The 15631-nt window shown below is 54.7% G+C and carries 15 protein-coding genes and 2 pseudogenes; 7 read left to right on the top strand and 10 right to left on the bottom strand.

The features are described 5' to 3' along the window. Positions 1-50: 50 nt before the first annotated feature. The 4 genes from KRR23_RS04600 to KRR23_RS04585 form a co-directional block, all read right to left on the bottom strand. The gene (locus KRR23_RS04600) at positions 51-422 is read right to left on the bottom strand and encodes a DUF6124 family protein (RefSeq protein WP_216741544.1); all 372 of its coding nucleotides are present in this window, start codon (positions 420-422) and stop codon (positions 51-53) included. 196 nt (positions 423-618) lie between these two features. Then, the gene (locus KRR23_RS04595; RefSeq protein ID WP_301542404.1) at positions 619-1359 is read right to left on the bottom strand and encodes an arginase family protein; all 741 of its coding nucleotides are present in this window, start codon (positions 1357-1359) and stop codon (positions 619-621) included. Between the two features lie 113 nt (positions 1360-1472). Beyond that, positions 1473-1793, bottom strand: coding sequence for a hypothetical protein (locus KRR23_RS04590; RefSeq protein WP_216741543.1), 321 nt, complete (start codon positions 1791-1793; stop codon positions 1473-1475). Positions 1794-2117: 324 nt separating this feature from the next. Continuing rightward, on the bottom strand, positions 2118-2678 hold the full coding sequence (locus KRR23_RS04585; RefSeq protein ID WP_216741542.1) for a hypothetical protein: 561 nt from the start codon (positions 2676-2678) through the stop codon (positions 2118-2120). Positions 2679-3262: 584 nt separating this feature from the next. Between KRR23_RS04585 and KRR23_RS04580 the strand changes: the two are divergent. From KRR23_RS04580 to KRR23_RS04560, 6 genes and pseudogenes are all read left to right on the top strand, one after another. Then, positions 3263-3493, top strand: a pseudogene (locus KRR23_RS04580) (type VI secretion system tip protein VgrG); the annotation flags it as partial. 147 nt (positions 3494-3640) lie between these two features. Beyond that, the gene (locus KRR23_RS29360; protein WP_367880645.1) at positions 3641-4630 is read left to right on the top strand and encodes a phospholipase D-like domain-containing protein; all 990 of its coding nucleotides are present in this window, start codon (positions 3641-3643) and stop codon (positions 4628-4630) included. A gap of 55 nt (positions 4631-4685) precedes the next feature. Continuing rightward, positions 4686-5018 (top strand): annotated as a pseudogene (locus KRR23_RS04575) (sel1 repeat family protein); the annotation flags it as partial. Positions 5019-5178: 160 nt separating this feature from the next. After that, positions 5179-5658, top strand: coding sequence for a VOC family protein (locus KRR23_RS04570; protein WP_216741541.1), 480 nt, complete (start codon positions 5179-5181; stop codon positions 5656-5658). A gap of 343 nt (positions 5659-6001) precedes the next feature. Next, on the top strand, positions 6002-6547 hold the full coding sequence (locus tag KRR23_RS04565) for a DinB family protein (RefSeq protein ID WP_216741540.1): 546 nt from the start codon (positions 6002-6004) through the stop codon (positions 6545-6547). Between the two features lie 306 nt (positions 6548-6853). Continuing rightward, positions 6854-7390, top strand: a complete 537-nt coding sequence (locus tag KRR23_RS04560) for an AAA family ATPase (protein WP_103317348.1) — start codon at positions 6854-6856, stop codon at positions 7388-7390. A gap of 433 nt (positions 7391-7823) precedes the next feature. Here KRR23_RS04560 and KRR23_RS04555 read toward each other — a convergent pair whose 3' ends face one another. Beyond that, positions 7824-9224 (bottom strand): hypothetical protein, encoded by a 1401-nt coding sequence (locus KRR23_RS04555; protein ID WP_216741539.1) that lies wholly within the window; start codon positions 9222-9224, stop codon positions 7824-7826. Between the two features lie 652 nt (positions 9225-9876). On the opposite strand from KRR23_RS04555, the gene KRR23_RS04550 reads away from it, so the two are divergent. Beyond that, on the top strand, positions 9877-10737 hold the full coding sequence (locus KRR23_RS04550; protein ID WP_216741538.1) for a CAP domain-containing protein: 861 nt from the start codon (positions 9877-9879) through the stop codon (positions 10735-10737). 22 nt (positions 10738-10759) lie between these two features. Here the strand turns inward: KRR23_RS04550 and KRR23_RS04545 are convergent, their stop codons facing one another. From KRR23_RS04545 to KRR23_RS04525, 5 genes are all read right to left on the bottom strand, one after another. Continuing rightward, on the bottom strand, positions 10760-11242 hold the full coding sequence (locus tag KRR23_RS04545; RefSeq protein WP_216741537.1) for a DUF2867 domain-containing protein: 483 nt from the start codon (positions 11240-11242) through the stop codon (positions 10760-10762). Positions 11243-11461: 219 nt separating this feature from the next. Then, positions 11462-11896, bottom strand: a complete 435-nt coding sequence (locus tag KRR23_RS04540) for a GFA family protein (protein ID WP_216741536.1) — start codon at positions 11894-11896, stop codon at positions 11462-11464. Positions 11897-12090: 194 nt separating this feature from the next. Continuing rightward, a complete protein-coding gene (locus KRR23_RS04535) occupies positions 12091-13488 on the bottom strand; it encodes an MFS transporter (protein ID WP_253911925.1) in 1398 nt (465 codons plus the stop codon). Continuing rightward, positions 13469-14314, bottom strand: a complete 846-nt coding sequence (locus KRR23_RS04530) for an amidohydrolase (protein WP_216741535.1) — start codon at positions 14312-14314, stop codon at positions 13469-13471. The genes KRR23_RS04535 and KRR23_RS04530 overlap by 20 nt, the downstream gene beginning before the upstream one ends. A gap of 28 nt (positions 14315-14342) precedes the next feature. Then, a complete protein-coding gene (locus tag KRR23_RS04525) occupies positions 14343-15626 on the bottom strand; it encodes an MFS transporter (RefSeq protein WP_216741534.1) in 1284 nt (427 codons plus the stop codon). Positions 15627-15631: the final 5 nt, after the last annotated feature.

Raw genomic sequence — 15631 nt, 5'->3', positions numbered from 1 at the left:
AACCAACGCAGACCGGTCGACGGGGCAAGCAGCCTCGCTACAACGCGGTACTACGGCGCATCCGGCTGATCGTAATTATCCAGCGCCCGATTCACCAACAACTCCCCCAACGAAATCATCTGTTGAATCGCCAACGCCACATGCCGGCGCGTGCCCTCCAGCTCGAACGCCAGATCGCTGGCCAATACATTCAACGACGCCAGGGTTTCCGAGGCGTGGGCCAACAGGGTTTCGTTATCCAGATCAGGGATGACTGCAAAGATGTTGGAGGGACGTTTATCGGGCAGGTTGCCCTTGTCGAACGGCGGCTTGAGGTGGTGATCCAACGCCCGCTCGGCGGCAGCGTGGAGTTTTTTGGAGTCGGTGGAGGCGTAAGGGGAAGTGCTTGGGGTTTCTGCGAGATCGGAAGTGATCTTGTGCATGGTGAAGCTCCTTGAGTAAGTGGGAGCTTGATGGGTCCAGGCCGCGACGCCCGGTCGCTGCTTTGGCCGCGACACCCGGAGGTTATCCATACACCTTCCCACCCGGCAACCTTGAAAAGCTGTCGGAAAATTCTCTTGAGCGCCTGATGTTTGTAGTCGTTTCCTAGGACTGAACCGACTGTCCGGGACAGTCATATCAATCGTTCAATCGAATCGGGAACGGAAGTTGCGCCATGATCCCGACGATTGTAGCGGCGAACCGTCCATCAGGATCAAGATCAGGGTCGAAAACCGTAACCGTCATCCCCCGACATCGGTGATCAGCAACGAATGGAGTCATGATTTTCACCAAATCGTCAGGAGCAATACCAGGAGACCCAGGGCAATCGACGGCAGGCATGACGGCTTGGTCCAGCACATCGACATCAAAGTGTATCCAGAAGCCCTGATCAGGCACCCGATTGAGCGTGTCGCCGATACGCTTAATGACAGCAGCCGGACCGATCGCCAGCGCCTCGAAAACGTCGATCCGGTTGATGGAAGTGCTGTTTACGTCGGGCCATGCGAAATCTTCATCGCGGTTTTCGCGTTCGCCAAGTTGGACAACGTGAATATCTTCAACAAGCGGGCCGGATACACCGGGCCATTCGGTCGCTAGTGTCTCGCCACGGCCGGTCGCTAGCGCAAGGTCCATGCCCGCCACAGCACCCAAGCTTTGCTCAGGATCGTAATTGCCTGGATGGCGAAAGTCGCTGTGCCCATCAATATGAATCAGCGACAGCGGGCCTGCGTAGCGCGCGCCAGCGAGGGCGCCCAACAGAATCGAGCAATCCCCTCCGATGACGAGCGCGAAATCGCCCTGCCGATAAGCTTCACGTACCAAATCCGCAAGCGCAAGATTGGTCGGTGGCGTCGGGCGAAGTCTTAGAAAATTCAGTCAATAGGCGGGCAGACACCAGGCGTAAGTGCGCCTTCGACTCCATTGCTCCCCCCTGCCTTCAAACACAGCCGCTAAACCTGCAAAAAACACTCTACCTTAGAGCATTACATCTAGGCTCTGACTTCAGCCAAAAAAACTTTAAGCTTCTCATACTCTTCAAAAGTCACCTCATACGTTACCAATATCTTTTGACCTGGCAATGCTTTAACCGCCAGAAACTTATGTAAAAATTGCCACACCCAAGCCAACAAAATCAAAGACACAATATAAACAAGAAGATACAAACTAAAGACAAAAATAAGTTGAGAGCTGTCATTGAAATTTAATAGCGACGAAAGGTATACCAACGTATTGGTAGAAATTATAACTAAAAGCATAAAAATCCATAATAAAAAATTACACATTCCAGCCTTAAGTTTCGTATTTTTCATACTCAAATCACCTCAAAATCCAATGTGGCAGAAGACTAACATATAAGATCCATCATTTCCCCCCAATCCCCACGCCCTGATCAGCCTCAGATTTTAGACGCATCTGACGCGGCAGCTTATGACCGATTTCCGTCTATCACGACGGACTGAGATCGATCCACGGCAGACGGCCTGCGACATCTATATGACTAGTGGCGATTCACACCCTCCATGATCGCCAGGCCGATGGCCAAGGCAACCCAAACCGCTCCTCGTGTATGCAATCAAAATGACAAAGCACGAGGTGCTGAAAAGTAAGTTGTCGTGAGATAAAGTGTGGAGGGTTCAGATACTTGTCGTCACATAATACCAATCCCCGCCCATATTGGTAACGAGTGCTTTTTCCGCCTTATCAGGGCTGTATACTTCTTGTGGTGAATAGATATAAAAGGCGTAGCAGTAGAAGCATGGAAGGTCGATCTGCGCGAACGATACACGCCCTTGCTCGGACCGGATGCTGATACTAATGGGGGCTAGCTTTGCCTTCTTTGCTGCATATCTGACTTTGGTGAAAAGTTCTGTTCCTTGTACATCGAAAGGTTTGGTCTCGTCACCGACGCCACAGGTGGAGACTGCTGAGCTTGCATAGTTACCAGCCTCGGAAAGCAAACTCTCACACCCGTCCTGATCCTGATAATAAGATATTCGATTTTCATTGACAGTGGTGACTAGCGCGGTTAGCAAAGGGACCATTTGTGGATTCGTGGAATCAGCAGTCACGTAAATAAAAAAAACAATACCGACCAATATTGCGGCCGCGCAAAGTACGACTTTAATTAAAGCTCCAGCCAGCTGCTTAATCGCATAAAACAGCATGCAGCTTAATGATTTTATACAGCGCATCATTACGACTTTAATGCTCCTGATAGCTGACACCGCATGCCCCCTTGAAGTCCTTTTTATTGCAACCGGCCTTTATATGCAGCCCAGCCCAGCCCAGCAAAACAAAGAGTACTATAATTTCTGATTAAACTACCACTCTCCAGATCTCATTGACCTCCCAGGAGTCGGCATCTAGCGGCTGGCAGGAGATGTCGACTAAATCAGGGGCGGCTCAGTCTTCAGCTTGGCTGATTTTCTCTTCCAGACGCACCGCTTTGGCCTCAGAGGGTGTGGGTTCTTGCCGATCGGCAGCGATAAAATCCTCAGAAATAATAGCAAGTGCTCGCGAAGGCGTTTTTATACACTTTGGCTAGAAACGGACGCTCGACGGATGAGTACGTGGTAGTTAACGAAATCGCGAAATACTTTGTTTCAATTCTTTGAATCACCCACGTACTGGTGCTCTCCGGGCAACTGCGCAACTTCTTGCGCAGTTCAAGCGAGCTATCATTGCGCGCCTCATAAACTGCCGCTCGCACTGAGCCTCCATGCCTCATAGGCAAGCCTGGTTTTTTACGGAAGATCTACACGTCAAGGAGCAACAATAGATGTTCAGTCCTGCCAACCAAGCTCATTTCAGCCTGACCATCGATGATCTTGAGCACGATCTTCAAGTGCTTTCGTTTACCGGCACCGAGGCAATCAACACGCCCTATGCGTTTGATGTGGAACTGGTCAGCGAAAACCCCGACCTGGACCTGGAAACGCTGCTGCACAAACAGGCGTTTCTGGCGTTCGACGCCAATGGTAGCGGCATTCATGGGCAGATCTACCGGATACGGGGCCCTGCCCTGCATGACCTGAACCACAACTTCAGCACCGCCTGGGATCGGGAAACCTTTTGGGTCAAGAAATGGTTTGTCGATGGCCTGCGCGATCAACGCCAGGCCATCAAACCGGACAATTTCAAAGCCGCCGGTTCAACCATGGCGCAGATTTGCCGTACGCAACCGCAAGAAGGTGCAGAGACCTCGATTCTGGAGCTGTACCACAAGGCTTTAGGCAACGTGCGCAACTACGCCTATTTTGAAAACCAGTATTTCCGCTACCCGCCGTTTGCCAAACAGCTGCGTGAACTGGCGGCGGCTTATATCGCAAAGGGTAGAGACAAGGATTTGTACTTGTTCGTCGTCACCAACAACCCGAACGACAAGGGCTTTTCCAGCACCACCTATGCCACCTTGCAGGAACTGGGGCAGGAGCAACTGATGCCTCAGGCTCAGCGCAGCCTGGTGGAAGATATGCTTCGAAAGCGCAGCCAGTTGGCGTATCTGGAAGCAAACCCACACAGTGATCCCGACGTACAGCAGATTCAGCTCAGCCGAGCCGGGGTACTGAAGCGCGAGATTACCGAGCTGGAAAAAAAGGGCGTCACCCCTGAAGTAGAACAGCGTCTGGGCGGTCTCAAACCAAAAGATATTCCTGACCTCGGCAAGCCCAAATCGAATGATAGTGAAGAGCCAAAACCCTACACCCTCAAGGATTTACCGGGTCTCAAGGTCGTCATCGCGACGCTGACTGCTTGCACTCCAGAACCCGGAAGCACTTTATCCGAGGGAGAGCAGGCTTTTTTCCGGGACATCTACGTGCACTCAAAATTGCTGGTGGTGGACGATGTCTTCAGCTTGCTCAGCTCTGCGAATATCAACACCCGCAGCCTGCATACTGACTCCGAGTTAGGTCTGGCTGCACCGGATGCCGAGTTGGCCAAACATTGGCGGGAAGAGTTGTGGAAGTTGCATGTCGGTGAGTCAATCAACGACAGCAAGGGGCGCTGTAATGCGGCGGCCAACTTTAAAAGTTGGAATGAAGTGATGGATAAAAACTGGGAAAACAAAAACAAAAATGAGCCATTGATAGCCCATCTAACGCGCTTTTGGGACGTGGAGACGCCTTATGCCAAAGCCATTGACTAAAGCCATCTCTTTTTGTGCCCTCATTTTTTCACTTTTGTTGAGCGGAGCTCCGGCCATGGGCTATCCAACCTTTACCTGTGCCTACGAAAAAGACCACAACCCACCGCTGGATGCGGAAGCTGAACGCTGGTTTCAACAGGCCCGCGCTTTGGAGAAAGTACGAGGAGTCAAAGACTGGAAAACCATCGTCGGACTCTACGAAAAAGCCATCGCCAAAGATCATTGGAAGGCAATGCATAACCTGGCGGGACTCTATCGCACGGGCTGGCCAGGACAACCCGGTGTTGAGCAAGACACCAACAAGATGCTCGATCTCTATGAGCGGATGGTGAAACTCAAAGTCCCGCTGGGCTATTACATCAGGGCAGTGATTGCCGAAAATGGACAATGAAAACATGTGCCGTGGCCATCAAAATCTCCTTTGGCCGATTTTTGAAAAATCAGCGCTTTGAATAATACTTGGGGTTTGCCTGTTGATTTGCCAACGTTCAGCGCGGCTGACTGCGCGGCTGGAATGAAGGTATCAGTCCTGATTCTGGAGAGGAAAAATGGTCAGCAAAAACACGATTTGCCTCTGGTACGACGGCGCTGCGCAGGATGCTGCAGAGTTCTACGCCCAAACATTCCCGGACAGCGCGGTCGTCGCCGTCCATCACGCGCCTGGCGACTACCCGGCGGGCAAGCAAGGCGATGTAATAACGGTCGAGTTCACAGTGATGGGCATCCCTTGCCTCGGATTGAACGGGGGGCCGGGGATCAAGCACAACGAGGCTTTTTCATTCCAGGTGGCGACCGACGACCAGGCCGAAACTGACCGCTTGTGGAACGCGATTGTCACAAACGGCGGCCAGGAAAGCGTATGTGGCTGGTGCAAGGACAAGTGGGGCCTGTCGTGGCAGATCACGCCCCGCGTCCTGAGCGCCGCGATATCCAACCCCGATCGAGCGGCGGCCAAGCGCGCTTTCGACGCCATGATGACAATGACCAAGATAGACATCGCGGCAATCGAAGCGGCACTCGCGGGTTAGCCGGTCGACATCCCAGCCGCTTGATTTCAGCCGAGACGCCGCATGGAACGACTCACCGGCAGTTGCCTGTGCGGCAACGTGCGATTTATGGCGCGGGTCTGCACTACCAGGTCGTTCTTCGGCAATTTTCTGCGTGTCATGAATGACCGGTTTGGGTTGTGAATTGCAGTCCTTCGCGACATGCAAATATCGGCCAAATGAAGACATTCACCGAGCCACATGCAAGCATCAAGCAAGAGCGCCCCTCTCCCTGCTACCCCCGAAACAACAAAGCCCAACACTGGACCGGGATTCAAGATGAGCGTGGATCGCTTATCAAGTATTCATTGAAAGGATAAGCACGATGAACCGAACCAGTCATATCTGCCTGATGGCGACCTATAACGAGTGGATGAACGCAAAGATTTATGAGGCAGCCAGAAGCCTGTCGGATGAAGAGCTCTCAGTGGACAGGAAAGCATTCTTTGGTTCAATTCTCGGGACGTTGAACCACCTGGTGGCCGGCGACACGGTCTGGCTAAAGCGATTCGCCAAGCACCCAACTAACTACTTGGCTCTGGGACCGATTCAGCAGCTTCCTGCCCTCAAAAGCCTCGACCAGTTGCTGTTCTCGAATATCCGAGAACTTTCGGCACATCGAGTGTGGCTCGACCAGAACATTATCGAGTGGTCTCGCTCCATTGCAGAGTCGGATCTGGATCACACCCTCCATTACACAAGCATGAAGGGAATACCCGCTGACAGGAACTTTTATGGTTTGGTCATGCATTTCTTCAACCACCAGACGCATCACCGCGGACAAGTGACTACCTTGCTTTCACAAGCGGGTGTCGACATAGGGGATACGGATCTGGTCGCACTCATTCCATCCGAGCCCTGCACAAAGTAGAAAAGCCTAGCGCTAGAGCACGTATTGTCAGCTCTGATCGGGTCGGCGAAACAGCGCAGCCATCCGGACTGGTTGCCGATCCCGAGTGACGGTAAACAGTTGTGGATTCAACCGGTCGCGACAGACAGCAACCGGCCAATAGCGCACATTCAATCAAGGATAGGACGGCATCTCGCTCTCATCTCCAGGAAGCGCAGTCGCAACACAACATTCGTTCCCACGGTGCGGTCGCCCCCTCCCATCAGCCTTTAACTGGACGTTCAAAACCTGCACAATCGCCGGCTTTTTTCGCGACAGGAAGTCCCCATGCAACGGATTGTAATTCTGGGCAATGCCGGTAGCGGCAAATCTACCCTAGCCCGCGCCCTCGGCAAGCGCCTGAACCTACCCGTGGTCCATCTGGACACGCTGTTCTGGGAACCTGGCTGGGTCGAACCCGACGCCGAACAGTTCCGCGCACGGGTTCGCGAAGCGATCGCACCGGATGCCTGGATTTGTGAAGGCAACTACGCGCGGCGAACCTTTGACCTTCGCCTGCCCCGTACCGACCTGATCATCTGGCTCGATACTTCGCGGCTTACCTGTTTCGCCCGAGTGATCTTGCGCAGCGTAATGAACCGCCCTCGCCCAGACCTCCCAGCGGGCTGTAAAGAGAAGCTCGACCGAGCGTTCCTGACCTTCCTGAATTTCGTGTGGAATTTCGATCGCGGTTACCGCTCAGGTATCGAGAGCGTGCGCTTGTCCATAGGCCCGGAAATTCCTACGGTGCACTTGCGCGGTAACCGGCAGATTGCCGCATTTCTCGATAGCTTGCCCGCAACACCTGAAATCTGCCTTGAGTAGAGGGTGACTTTCACCATCCCGGCAGTCCATCCGCGCCTTTAGCGTTAGCCCAGTGCCTGGGGCTCAAGAGTGGAAAGAACAACTTCACATGCACGTTACAGATAGGTCTTCGAACATGAAAAAACCCACTCGGCTCTCGACATTAGTCCTCAGTGCACTCGTGTTCTGCGCGGGGCTATGGGCCGTTTCACAGTGGTGGGAAAAGGCTCTGGCGAAGCCCGACGGCGCCGCCGAGATCAGCCCCAACGGCTGCTACCGAGTTCAGGAATTCAGACCTTTTGGGATATTGCCCGGCCTCTTTCACCCCAAGTCGCCCCCGGATGAGCCAGAACAGCTACAGTGGTTTGTCCGCCGGGAGTCTCCGGCCTTTTTTCGCTTGTATGTCCCGTCCTGAATAAGGTCTACACCTGTTTCAGGACTAGACAGGTTTTACTCAAGGCCGCTTCCGGTACATCCCCGTCAGCATCTCCTGAGAATCCGGCGCAGCGTTGTAGTTGATGACCGCAAAGTTTTTCACCAGCTGTATGTGATACGGGCCATTTATCTTGGACGCTTGCGGCTCACGCACAATGATCAGGTTTTCGGTTTCCATGGGCACGATGTGATGCTCGGTCACGATGTCTTTCAAGGTCACAGCGTCCTTCAATGTCACGGTGAACTCCGCCACTTCTCTCCCCTCGGCATCGCGGTCAGGCAGGATCTTCAAGTCCAGGTCTCCGTCGCGCCCCAGAAAGTCCCGGCGCATCTGGTAATGGCCGCTGCGCTGGTCACGGTCGACTTCGTTGAGTTTGTCGTAGTCCGGTTCACGGTATTCATCGTGTAGCAGGATCGCCAGTTCGCGGGCGTCACCCTTGGCGCCGCTGACCCATGTGCCGGTGTAGTTGTGGGGTTCGATGGTTTGCCGCGTGATCCGCCAGATACCCGTCTGACGACCATCGTCAGCATATTCGTGAAGGTAGACAAAATTATCGTCGCCGTAGGCTTCCCGAGAACCCACCAGTTTGATCGGCTCACCGCTGCCACCCTTGGTGTACCGCACCTCACCAATGAGGACCTCCCCCTGATCCTGGTACCAGATCTCTACCGGGATTTTGCCGTTGAGGGTTCCGACGAGACTCTGAGAATCTTCGATGACCGGTCCTTCAAGACTGGGTTGTTCGTGCCACTGGCCGTCTTTCCAGTCGCCGGTGGTGCGCAGCATATAGCCGCGGGGCATGCTGGAATTTTCGCCAAACTCGGTCGGAGGGACTTCTTCCTGGGTGTACGAGCGAAGCCGGACCAACTCGCCGTCGCGCATTTTCCATTGGCTAGTGCGCATCCAGCAGCAGCCGCGGTCAGTTTGCGAATGCAGAATGCCGTCAGTTGGGCTGACCGAGAACATCCCGTTGCTCTCCTTCGCCAGGTCCGTTAAGGCAGCGTTGAGGACCCATCGGGTTTGCTGCGGGTCTTGCAAATAGACATCGAAATGCGACTGACCATCCACCTTGGGATCCGTGCCGTTGCGAATTGCCAGATCCTGACGACCATCGAAGTTGAAATCGGCGAAGTACAACAAGCCGTAGGGCCCGAGCAACCACGCGTCGGCTTTGTCATTGTGGTTTGCCGGCACATTACCGGCCTGGGTCTGCCATTGCTGCAGGGTTTCGAGCGTGTTTTTGTCGCGCAAAGTGATGAGCGCTTGCGCCAGTTGATGCGGGTCTTGCGGTGGCTCCGGGAACAGCACTTCCACCAGGTACTTGCCACTGGGGTCATTTACCGCAAATGACAGTGGTGCGGCCACGACCGGGGCTACCAAGGCCATGGAGAGGAGCACACCGTTGACGAGCGAACGCATCCAAAGCTTCCTTGCTTAAATTTCGGGGGCCGCAGTGTAACGGCATACTCCACCTTAGGGTAATTGCGTCACGCCATTAACCCGAGATGCTCGCGATGTAGGCCCTCAGGTCTGTCAACGTCAGTTCCGGCTTTGTAGAATCCTGCCAGCGCTCACCATCAATTGAGGCCCGCATTGAAAAGTAGAATAAGACCGGAAATTGAGAGAGCGACCTATGATGAGTTCTTAGCGCTTTGGGACAGAGGTGCATTCGAGAACCAGAGATTGGGTCAGGCTTTCTACAACCACTTCCGTCTGCATCGTCTCAGCGAGCGGAGGTTGCTACATGGTCTTTATGAATCTGACGGCAGGAAAGCCTTGAATGCAATTGCTGGAATCTTTCAGATCAAGTAACCACCCCTCTTCATTGGCCAATGAATGTAATAGGCGGCTTTGGGATAGCAGCCCTTGCTGACAGGCAGCAATCGGCCAGGAGCCGACGCACGACTCCAACAATAAATTCCCCCCTTTGCTCATGAAACTTGTGTTGAGGCCCACAGTCTTAGCCCAGCCTTGGAATCCATTTGCGAGCCAATACAGCGAAACGCTCTGCGGTCATTCCTCAGCCCACTATCGCCATTACCGTCGTCATCCCATCAGAGCTGCCCGCCTCATGCGCCAGACCGTTCGCTCCTCCTGCGTTTTCTCGTTCTGCCTTATTCCTTTGCTCCCCCTGTTCGCCAGTCCCGCCCATGCCGGCGGGGAAAGGCAACTGGTGGAGGACATCAACGACTACCGCGCCCAACCGCAGCGCTGCGCGGGGCGCACGGTCCGAGCCTTGACGCCGCTAGCTCTGAAGTCGAACCTGGCCTTGCCGATCGGCTATGGAGGCGTTACGCGGGAGACGTTGAAGGATTCCGGCTATCAGGCGGTGTCTGTGCGGACTATCCGTCTGGTCGGCGCTGAAGATGCCGAGGAGGCCTTTGACATGCTCCAGAGCCGCTACTGTGGAGCCCTGCTCGATACCCAGTTCGCCGATATTGGCGTGTATCGCGACGAGAGCGAATGGCAGGTGGTGCTGGCACGGCCCTTGCTCGATGGGCATCTGGACGACCCGCGAGCGGCGGGCAAGACGTTGCTGGCACAAGTCAACGCGGCACGGGCGAAACCGCACCTGTGTGGTCGTCAGCGCTTTGCCGCTGCACCGCCGCTGACCTGGAATGCCGCCCTGGGGACAGCGGCGCAGGGGCACAGCCGGGCGATGGCCAACGACAATTACTTCGCGCACCAGGACCCCAACGGTGATATGCCGTGGGACCGAGCGAAGGCCGCCGGCTACGGTGGCCGGCAGATCGGAGAGAACATCGCCGCCGGGCAGCGTTCGCCGGACAAGGCTATGGAAGGCTGGCTGGCCAGCCCCGGGCATTGCGCCATCCTGATGAATCCGATGTTTACCCAGGTTGGCGCGGCCTATGCCGCGAACTCGCGTAGCGACAACGGCATCTATTGGACGATGCTGTTCGGCGCGAAATGAGGAAAGCTGAAACAACCAAAATCTACTTCCCTTCAAGCTTACGTTTCAGTCGCTTGAGATCACTATTGACGATCAGCTTATGGGCTAGACCTACCGGCAACATGTAGATGCGCCCAAAGACGTTATGCGTTACGACAGATGAGGTGATCGTGAACACACGATCTGTTATCGAAAGGCAAATCATGACATCCAGATGCCGGTCACGTTCGGTCAGAACCAGCATGTCGGGGGCACTATGCTCCACCAGAAAGAAATCCAGCTGTTCGCCAGCGTGTACCGTCTCTCGCCTGGCGCCGGAGAACCCGCCGATCCGCTTCACGCCGAATAACGAGGAAATCGCGTCCCTCGTTCGGAAAGCTAGCCGCATGAGCAGTCCCGGTTCGGCCGTCATGATGTTCCAGGCGTCAAGAGTGGTGATTTCAACAGGGAGCGGAACCGACCTGCTGTCATGGTAATCAAGATCGGACAGTGCACGCAGAGTGTGAGCAGGTGATGTGGTAGCCAAACATTATTCCTTTCAGTGGCCCGACTGCCATTCCCGATAAAATCGGAAGCTGATTATCATGTAGCCATGCTACGTCATAATTACCCCCAAACAGGCCGGTACGGGTTGTGGATTCAACCGGTCGATGCAACAGATGGAATCCATGACCAATAGCGGACGGTGGTGAACCGAGTTTGGGCCAGGCTACCAATTCGTCCCTATGCCGACCAGGCTCCTGAATCAATCATTGTCGACCTGGAGCTCCTGCAGAAGAAACCCAAGTGAGTCAGGGGTTGAGCAATGACTTTTTTCCGAGCGTTGTTCATCCCATGGCATAGCGTCATCAGTGCAGAAATCTCCAACACACTCCATGCTCAGTTCGCCATCGAGAAGTCCAAGTGGAATCCAGAAGTAAGGCATCTCGCGAAGAGCATTAGGCACGGTCGAGCCACATCGTGAGCAAAAGTCATTTCTGTACCCGCTGGATTTGCGCCAACTAGTGATCGCACCTAACCCTTCTTCCCATCGAAAGTCGCGAGCTTTGACCACTGTGGCGAGATTGTGGCCGACCCCGGTTTGCTTGCGGCACAGGGTGCAATGGCATCGATAAAAAAAACGTGGTTCAACCCCGAGGGAAAAGCGTACAGCCCCGCAAAGACATTGCCCTGATGTCATGGATATCTCCTTGAAGAACGACTCATCGGTATTTTACCGGTTCGAGCGTTGGTACCGGAAAAGGGGTGGCCGTCATGGTACTGGCCTTTGATTGCCATGGATAATGCCCAGCCTGATTCAACGCCGAATGTCGAACACTGGATCATGCGCAACGAGGAGGCTCGCCCATTTCGAGCCTCCTCAGAAGCAATCAGTCAGCTGCCAACCGTAGCGATTTGCTTCGCACGATCGTTCTGTTTACCTATCAGAAACACCAATAGCGAACCGATAGCGGTCACTATGCAGAGTGGCATCAGTGCAATTGGAAAGCTCCCGGTCTGATCACGCAGTACACCGATCACCGAACTCATGGCGCCCGTACCCAAGTGGGCAAAGGTATTGATCGCTGCAATCCCGGTGGCCAAAGTCGCCGGCGGCAGGGATTCAGAGCAAAGTGCCCAGAACGGCCCCTTGATCGCATAGTTACCCATCAATACGAGGGTCAGCAGTACCAGCGTAATGGTCAGGGAGTCCGTGAACAGCGTGGCAGCGAAGCTCACCGCAGTAATGGCCAGCGGAATAGCAGTGCTCTTGATCCGCTCCCCGCTCTTGTCTGCACGCAGTCCCCAGAAAATCATGAACGCTGCGGCCATGCCGAACGGAATCATGTTCATCAGACCCGTTTGCATGTTGGTCAGATGAAAGGATTTCAGGATCTGCGGCATCCACAACGACAGCGTGTTGCTGGTTGCCGAACTGCCCATGTAGATAATCGAAAGCACCCATACATATTTATTGGTAAACACAGCCTTGAGGGTGCCGCTTATGCTGTGAGCGTGTTGAGGAATACCACTTTCGCGCGCGGCCTTATCGTTAGTCAGTTGCTCGCCTAGCCAATCCTGTTCCTGCTGAGTCAACCATTTCGCTTCGCTTGGCCGATTTGGCAACACCTTCAGCGCGAGCAATCCCAGGGTGATGGCGGGAATGGCTTCAAACATCAGCAACCACTGCCATCCCTTGAATCCGGCCAGACCGTCTAATTGCAACAGCAGTGCCGACACCGGTGAGCCGAGAAAGTTGGAGAGTGGTATCGCCACCATGAATAGCGCAACGATTCGAGCCATGTACGCTTTGGGGATGCATTGCGTGAGGTAAAGAATGACGCCGGGAAAGAAGCCGGCTTCGGCTGCACCCAAGAGGAATCGGGAAATCGAATAGGATATTGGCCCGACCGCAAATGCCGAACAGAATCCGACGATGCCCCAAGTAATCATGATGCGCGCGATCCACCGGCGGGCACCGAAACGCTCCATGGCCATGTTGCTTGGCATTTCGCAAAGTACATAAGCGACGAAAAACAGCGTGGCGCCGAATCCGAAGGCACTGGCCGTCAGGCCGATGTCCTGGTTCATGGTCAGTGCAGCGAAACCGATGTTGACTCGGTCAATGTAGGCGATGAAATAACAGAGTACGAGAAAGGGGATCAGGCGAATCCCCAACTTGCGCATGGTCGATTTTTCAATTTCAGTACTGGATGGCTTGCTCATGGAAACCGCTCTCTTGTAGTTGTAATAGGCTGCTCTTGGGTGAGCTTCAGCCTTCGCGTTTTGCAAAACCGAATAACCTTTGAGGTGCTTGCACGAGCAACGAATGGCTCAGTTGCATCGAACACTCCAGGGCTTGTCGCTGATTGATTACTGTGCCGAAACCGATGCTTTTCTCATGCTGCGTGTGTGGCCAGTCGCTGCCCCATACAAGTTGGTGGAGGCCGAAACTTTGCTCCAACAGCGGTAATGCCGATCGGGCGAAATTGAGGTTTTGTTCCGGTGTACCTCCCAAACGATAAATTCCCGATACCTTCATCCAGATCGACCCTCTCGATCCCAATTCCAGTAACTCGCAAAACCCTGGTTGATCGACGCCCAAACTGGCATCCGGCCGACCAAAGTGATCAATAACCAGCTTCAAACCGAACGGCGTCAATTGATGGATCAGTGCCGGCAGATCCTTTACCTCCCGATGCAATTCGACATGCCAGTCAAGATCAGCGATGTGGCTGAAAAATTCTTTCCAGGCGCGATTGCGAAAATCAGGTAACGCCTTGCCCATCAGGTTCAAGCGAACGCCGACCACGCCTAGGTGAGCCATGTCATTCAACATCGCACGACTAACGCCCGGCTCTAGCACGACCACTCCTCGCAACCGCTCCGACACTTGTCTCAGCGCCGCCAACAGGTAGCTATTGTCGGTGCCCAGAAAGCTCGGCTGCACCAATACGCCGTGACTCAAACCATGGGCACCCAGGTGATTCAGATACTGCGCAAGCGTGGCATCGTAGTCAGGGGCGTAGCGCCGTTTAGCGGACAGCTTCAGCCCCCGACTAAAGACATGAGCATGGGAATCGATGCCAGTGATCGATGTTGAACAGGTATCAGACATGGGTTTCATCTATCGCAAGTAATGATCATCACGCTCGGGCGCTCTCGCGGCCTTGCACCGAGACGGATGGGATTGCAGCGTCGAGACTGCGACCACGGGTTTCCGGCAGGCAAAGGGCAGCGATAACGGCCACGCCGTAAGCGATCCCGGCGTCGATGCCTATGGCCGAGCCCAGTGACATGGAGTCACTCATATGGCCGACCAGAAACGGGAATACCGCCGAGAGCACTCGGCCGAAGTTGTAGCAAAACCCCACGCCAGCACCGCGCACGTCCGCCGGGTACAGCTCGTTGAACAGTGCGCCGAGGCTGGCCGGAATGCCCGCCGCGAAGAAGCCGAGCGGAAAACCGAGGAATAGCATTTGGGTATTGGTCAGGGGCAGGAACACGTAGCACTGCACGGTCACGACGCAGCACAGGGCGAACAGCACGATGTTTTTGCGGCGGCCAATACGGTCGATCAAGAATCCGCTGACGACGCAGCCACACCAGAAGGCAAGGATGATCACGGCAAGGTAGCCGCCAGAGTTCAGCACCGACAGGTTGCGTTCGGTCTTGAGGAAGGTCGGCAGCCACGTCATCACCGCGTGGTACCCGCCGTGTGCGCCCAGGCCCAACAGCCCGCCGAACAGTGTCACGCGGATCAATTCAGGACGGAAAATACCGGCCAGGGATTTGAAAAAACTTTGCGCGATGGCGTGTTCTTTTTGCAGACGCTGGAAGCTGTCGGGCTCCTCGACATTGCGCCGTACCCAGATGATCAGGAGCGCCGGCAACAAGCCAACGATGAACATCACACGCCAGGCCATGTCTTGCGGTACGAACGAATAAATCAACGCAAAAACCCCGACCGCCACGCCCCAACCTACGGCCCAGGCACTTTGTACGGTGCCCATCACTTTGCCGCGGTATTTCGGGTTGATGGTTTCGGCCATCAGTACCGCGCCGGCCGCCCACTCACCGCCAATGCCGAAGCCTTGCAGCGCCTTGACGATCAACAACTGCTGGAACCCGGTAACGAAGGCGGACAGAAAGGTGAAGAAGGAGAACCACAAAATCATCCACTGCAACGTGCGCACCCGGCCATAGCGATCGGACAACGTCCCCCCTACCCAACCGCCGATGGCCGAAGTGACTAACGTGACGCCGCTGATCAGCCCGGCATCGCCCTTGGTCAGGGCGAAGGCGGCAATTAACGCCGGAATGGCCAGGCCGAACATTTGTACTTCCAGTGCGTCCAGCGACCATCCACCGAAGCAGGCCCAAAACGTTTTGCGCTCCCGAGGAGTGACTTGGCGATACCAGCTGAACATGATTT

This window comes from Pseudomonas sp. CVAP#3, assembly GCF_018986375.1.
Taxonomy (GTDB): domain Bacteria; phylum Pseudomonadota; class Gammaproteobacteria; order Pseudomonadales; family Pseudomonadaceae; genus Aquipseudomonas; species Aquipseudomonas helvetica.
The sequence above is the reverse complement of the archived record's forward strand: the minus strand, read 5'-3'. Positions and strand labels throughout refer to the sequence as shown.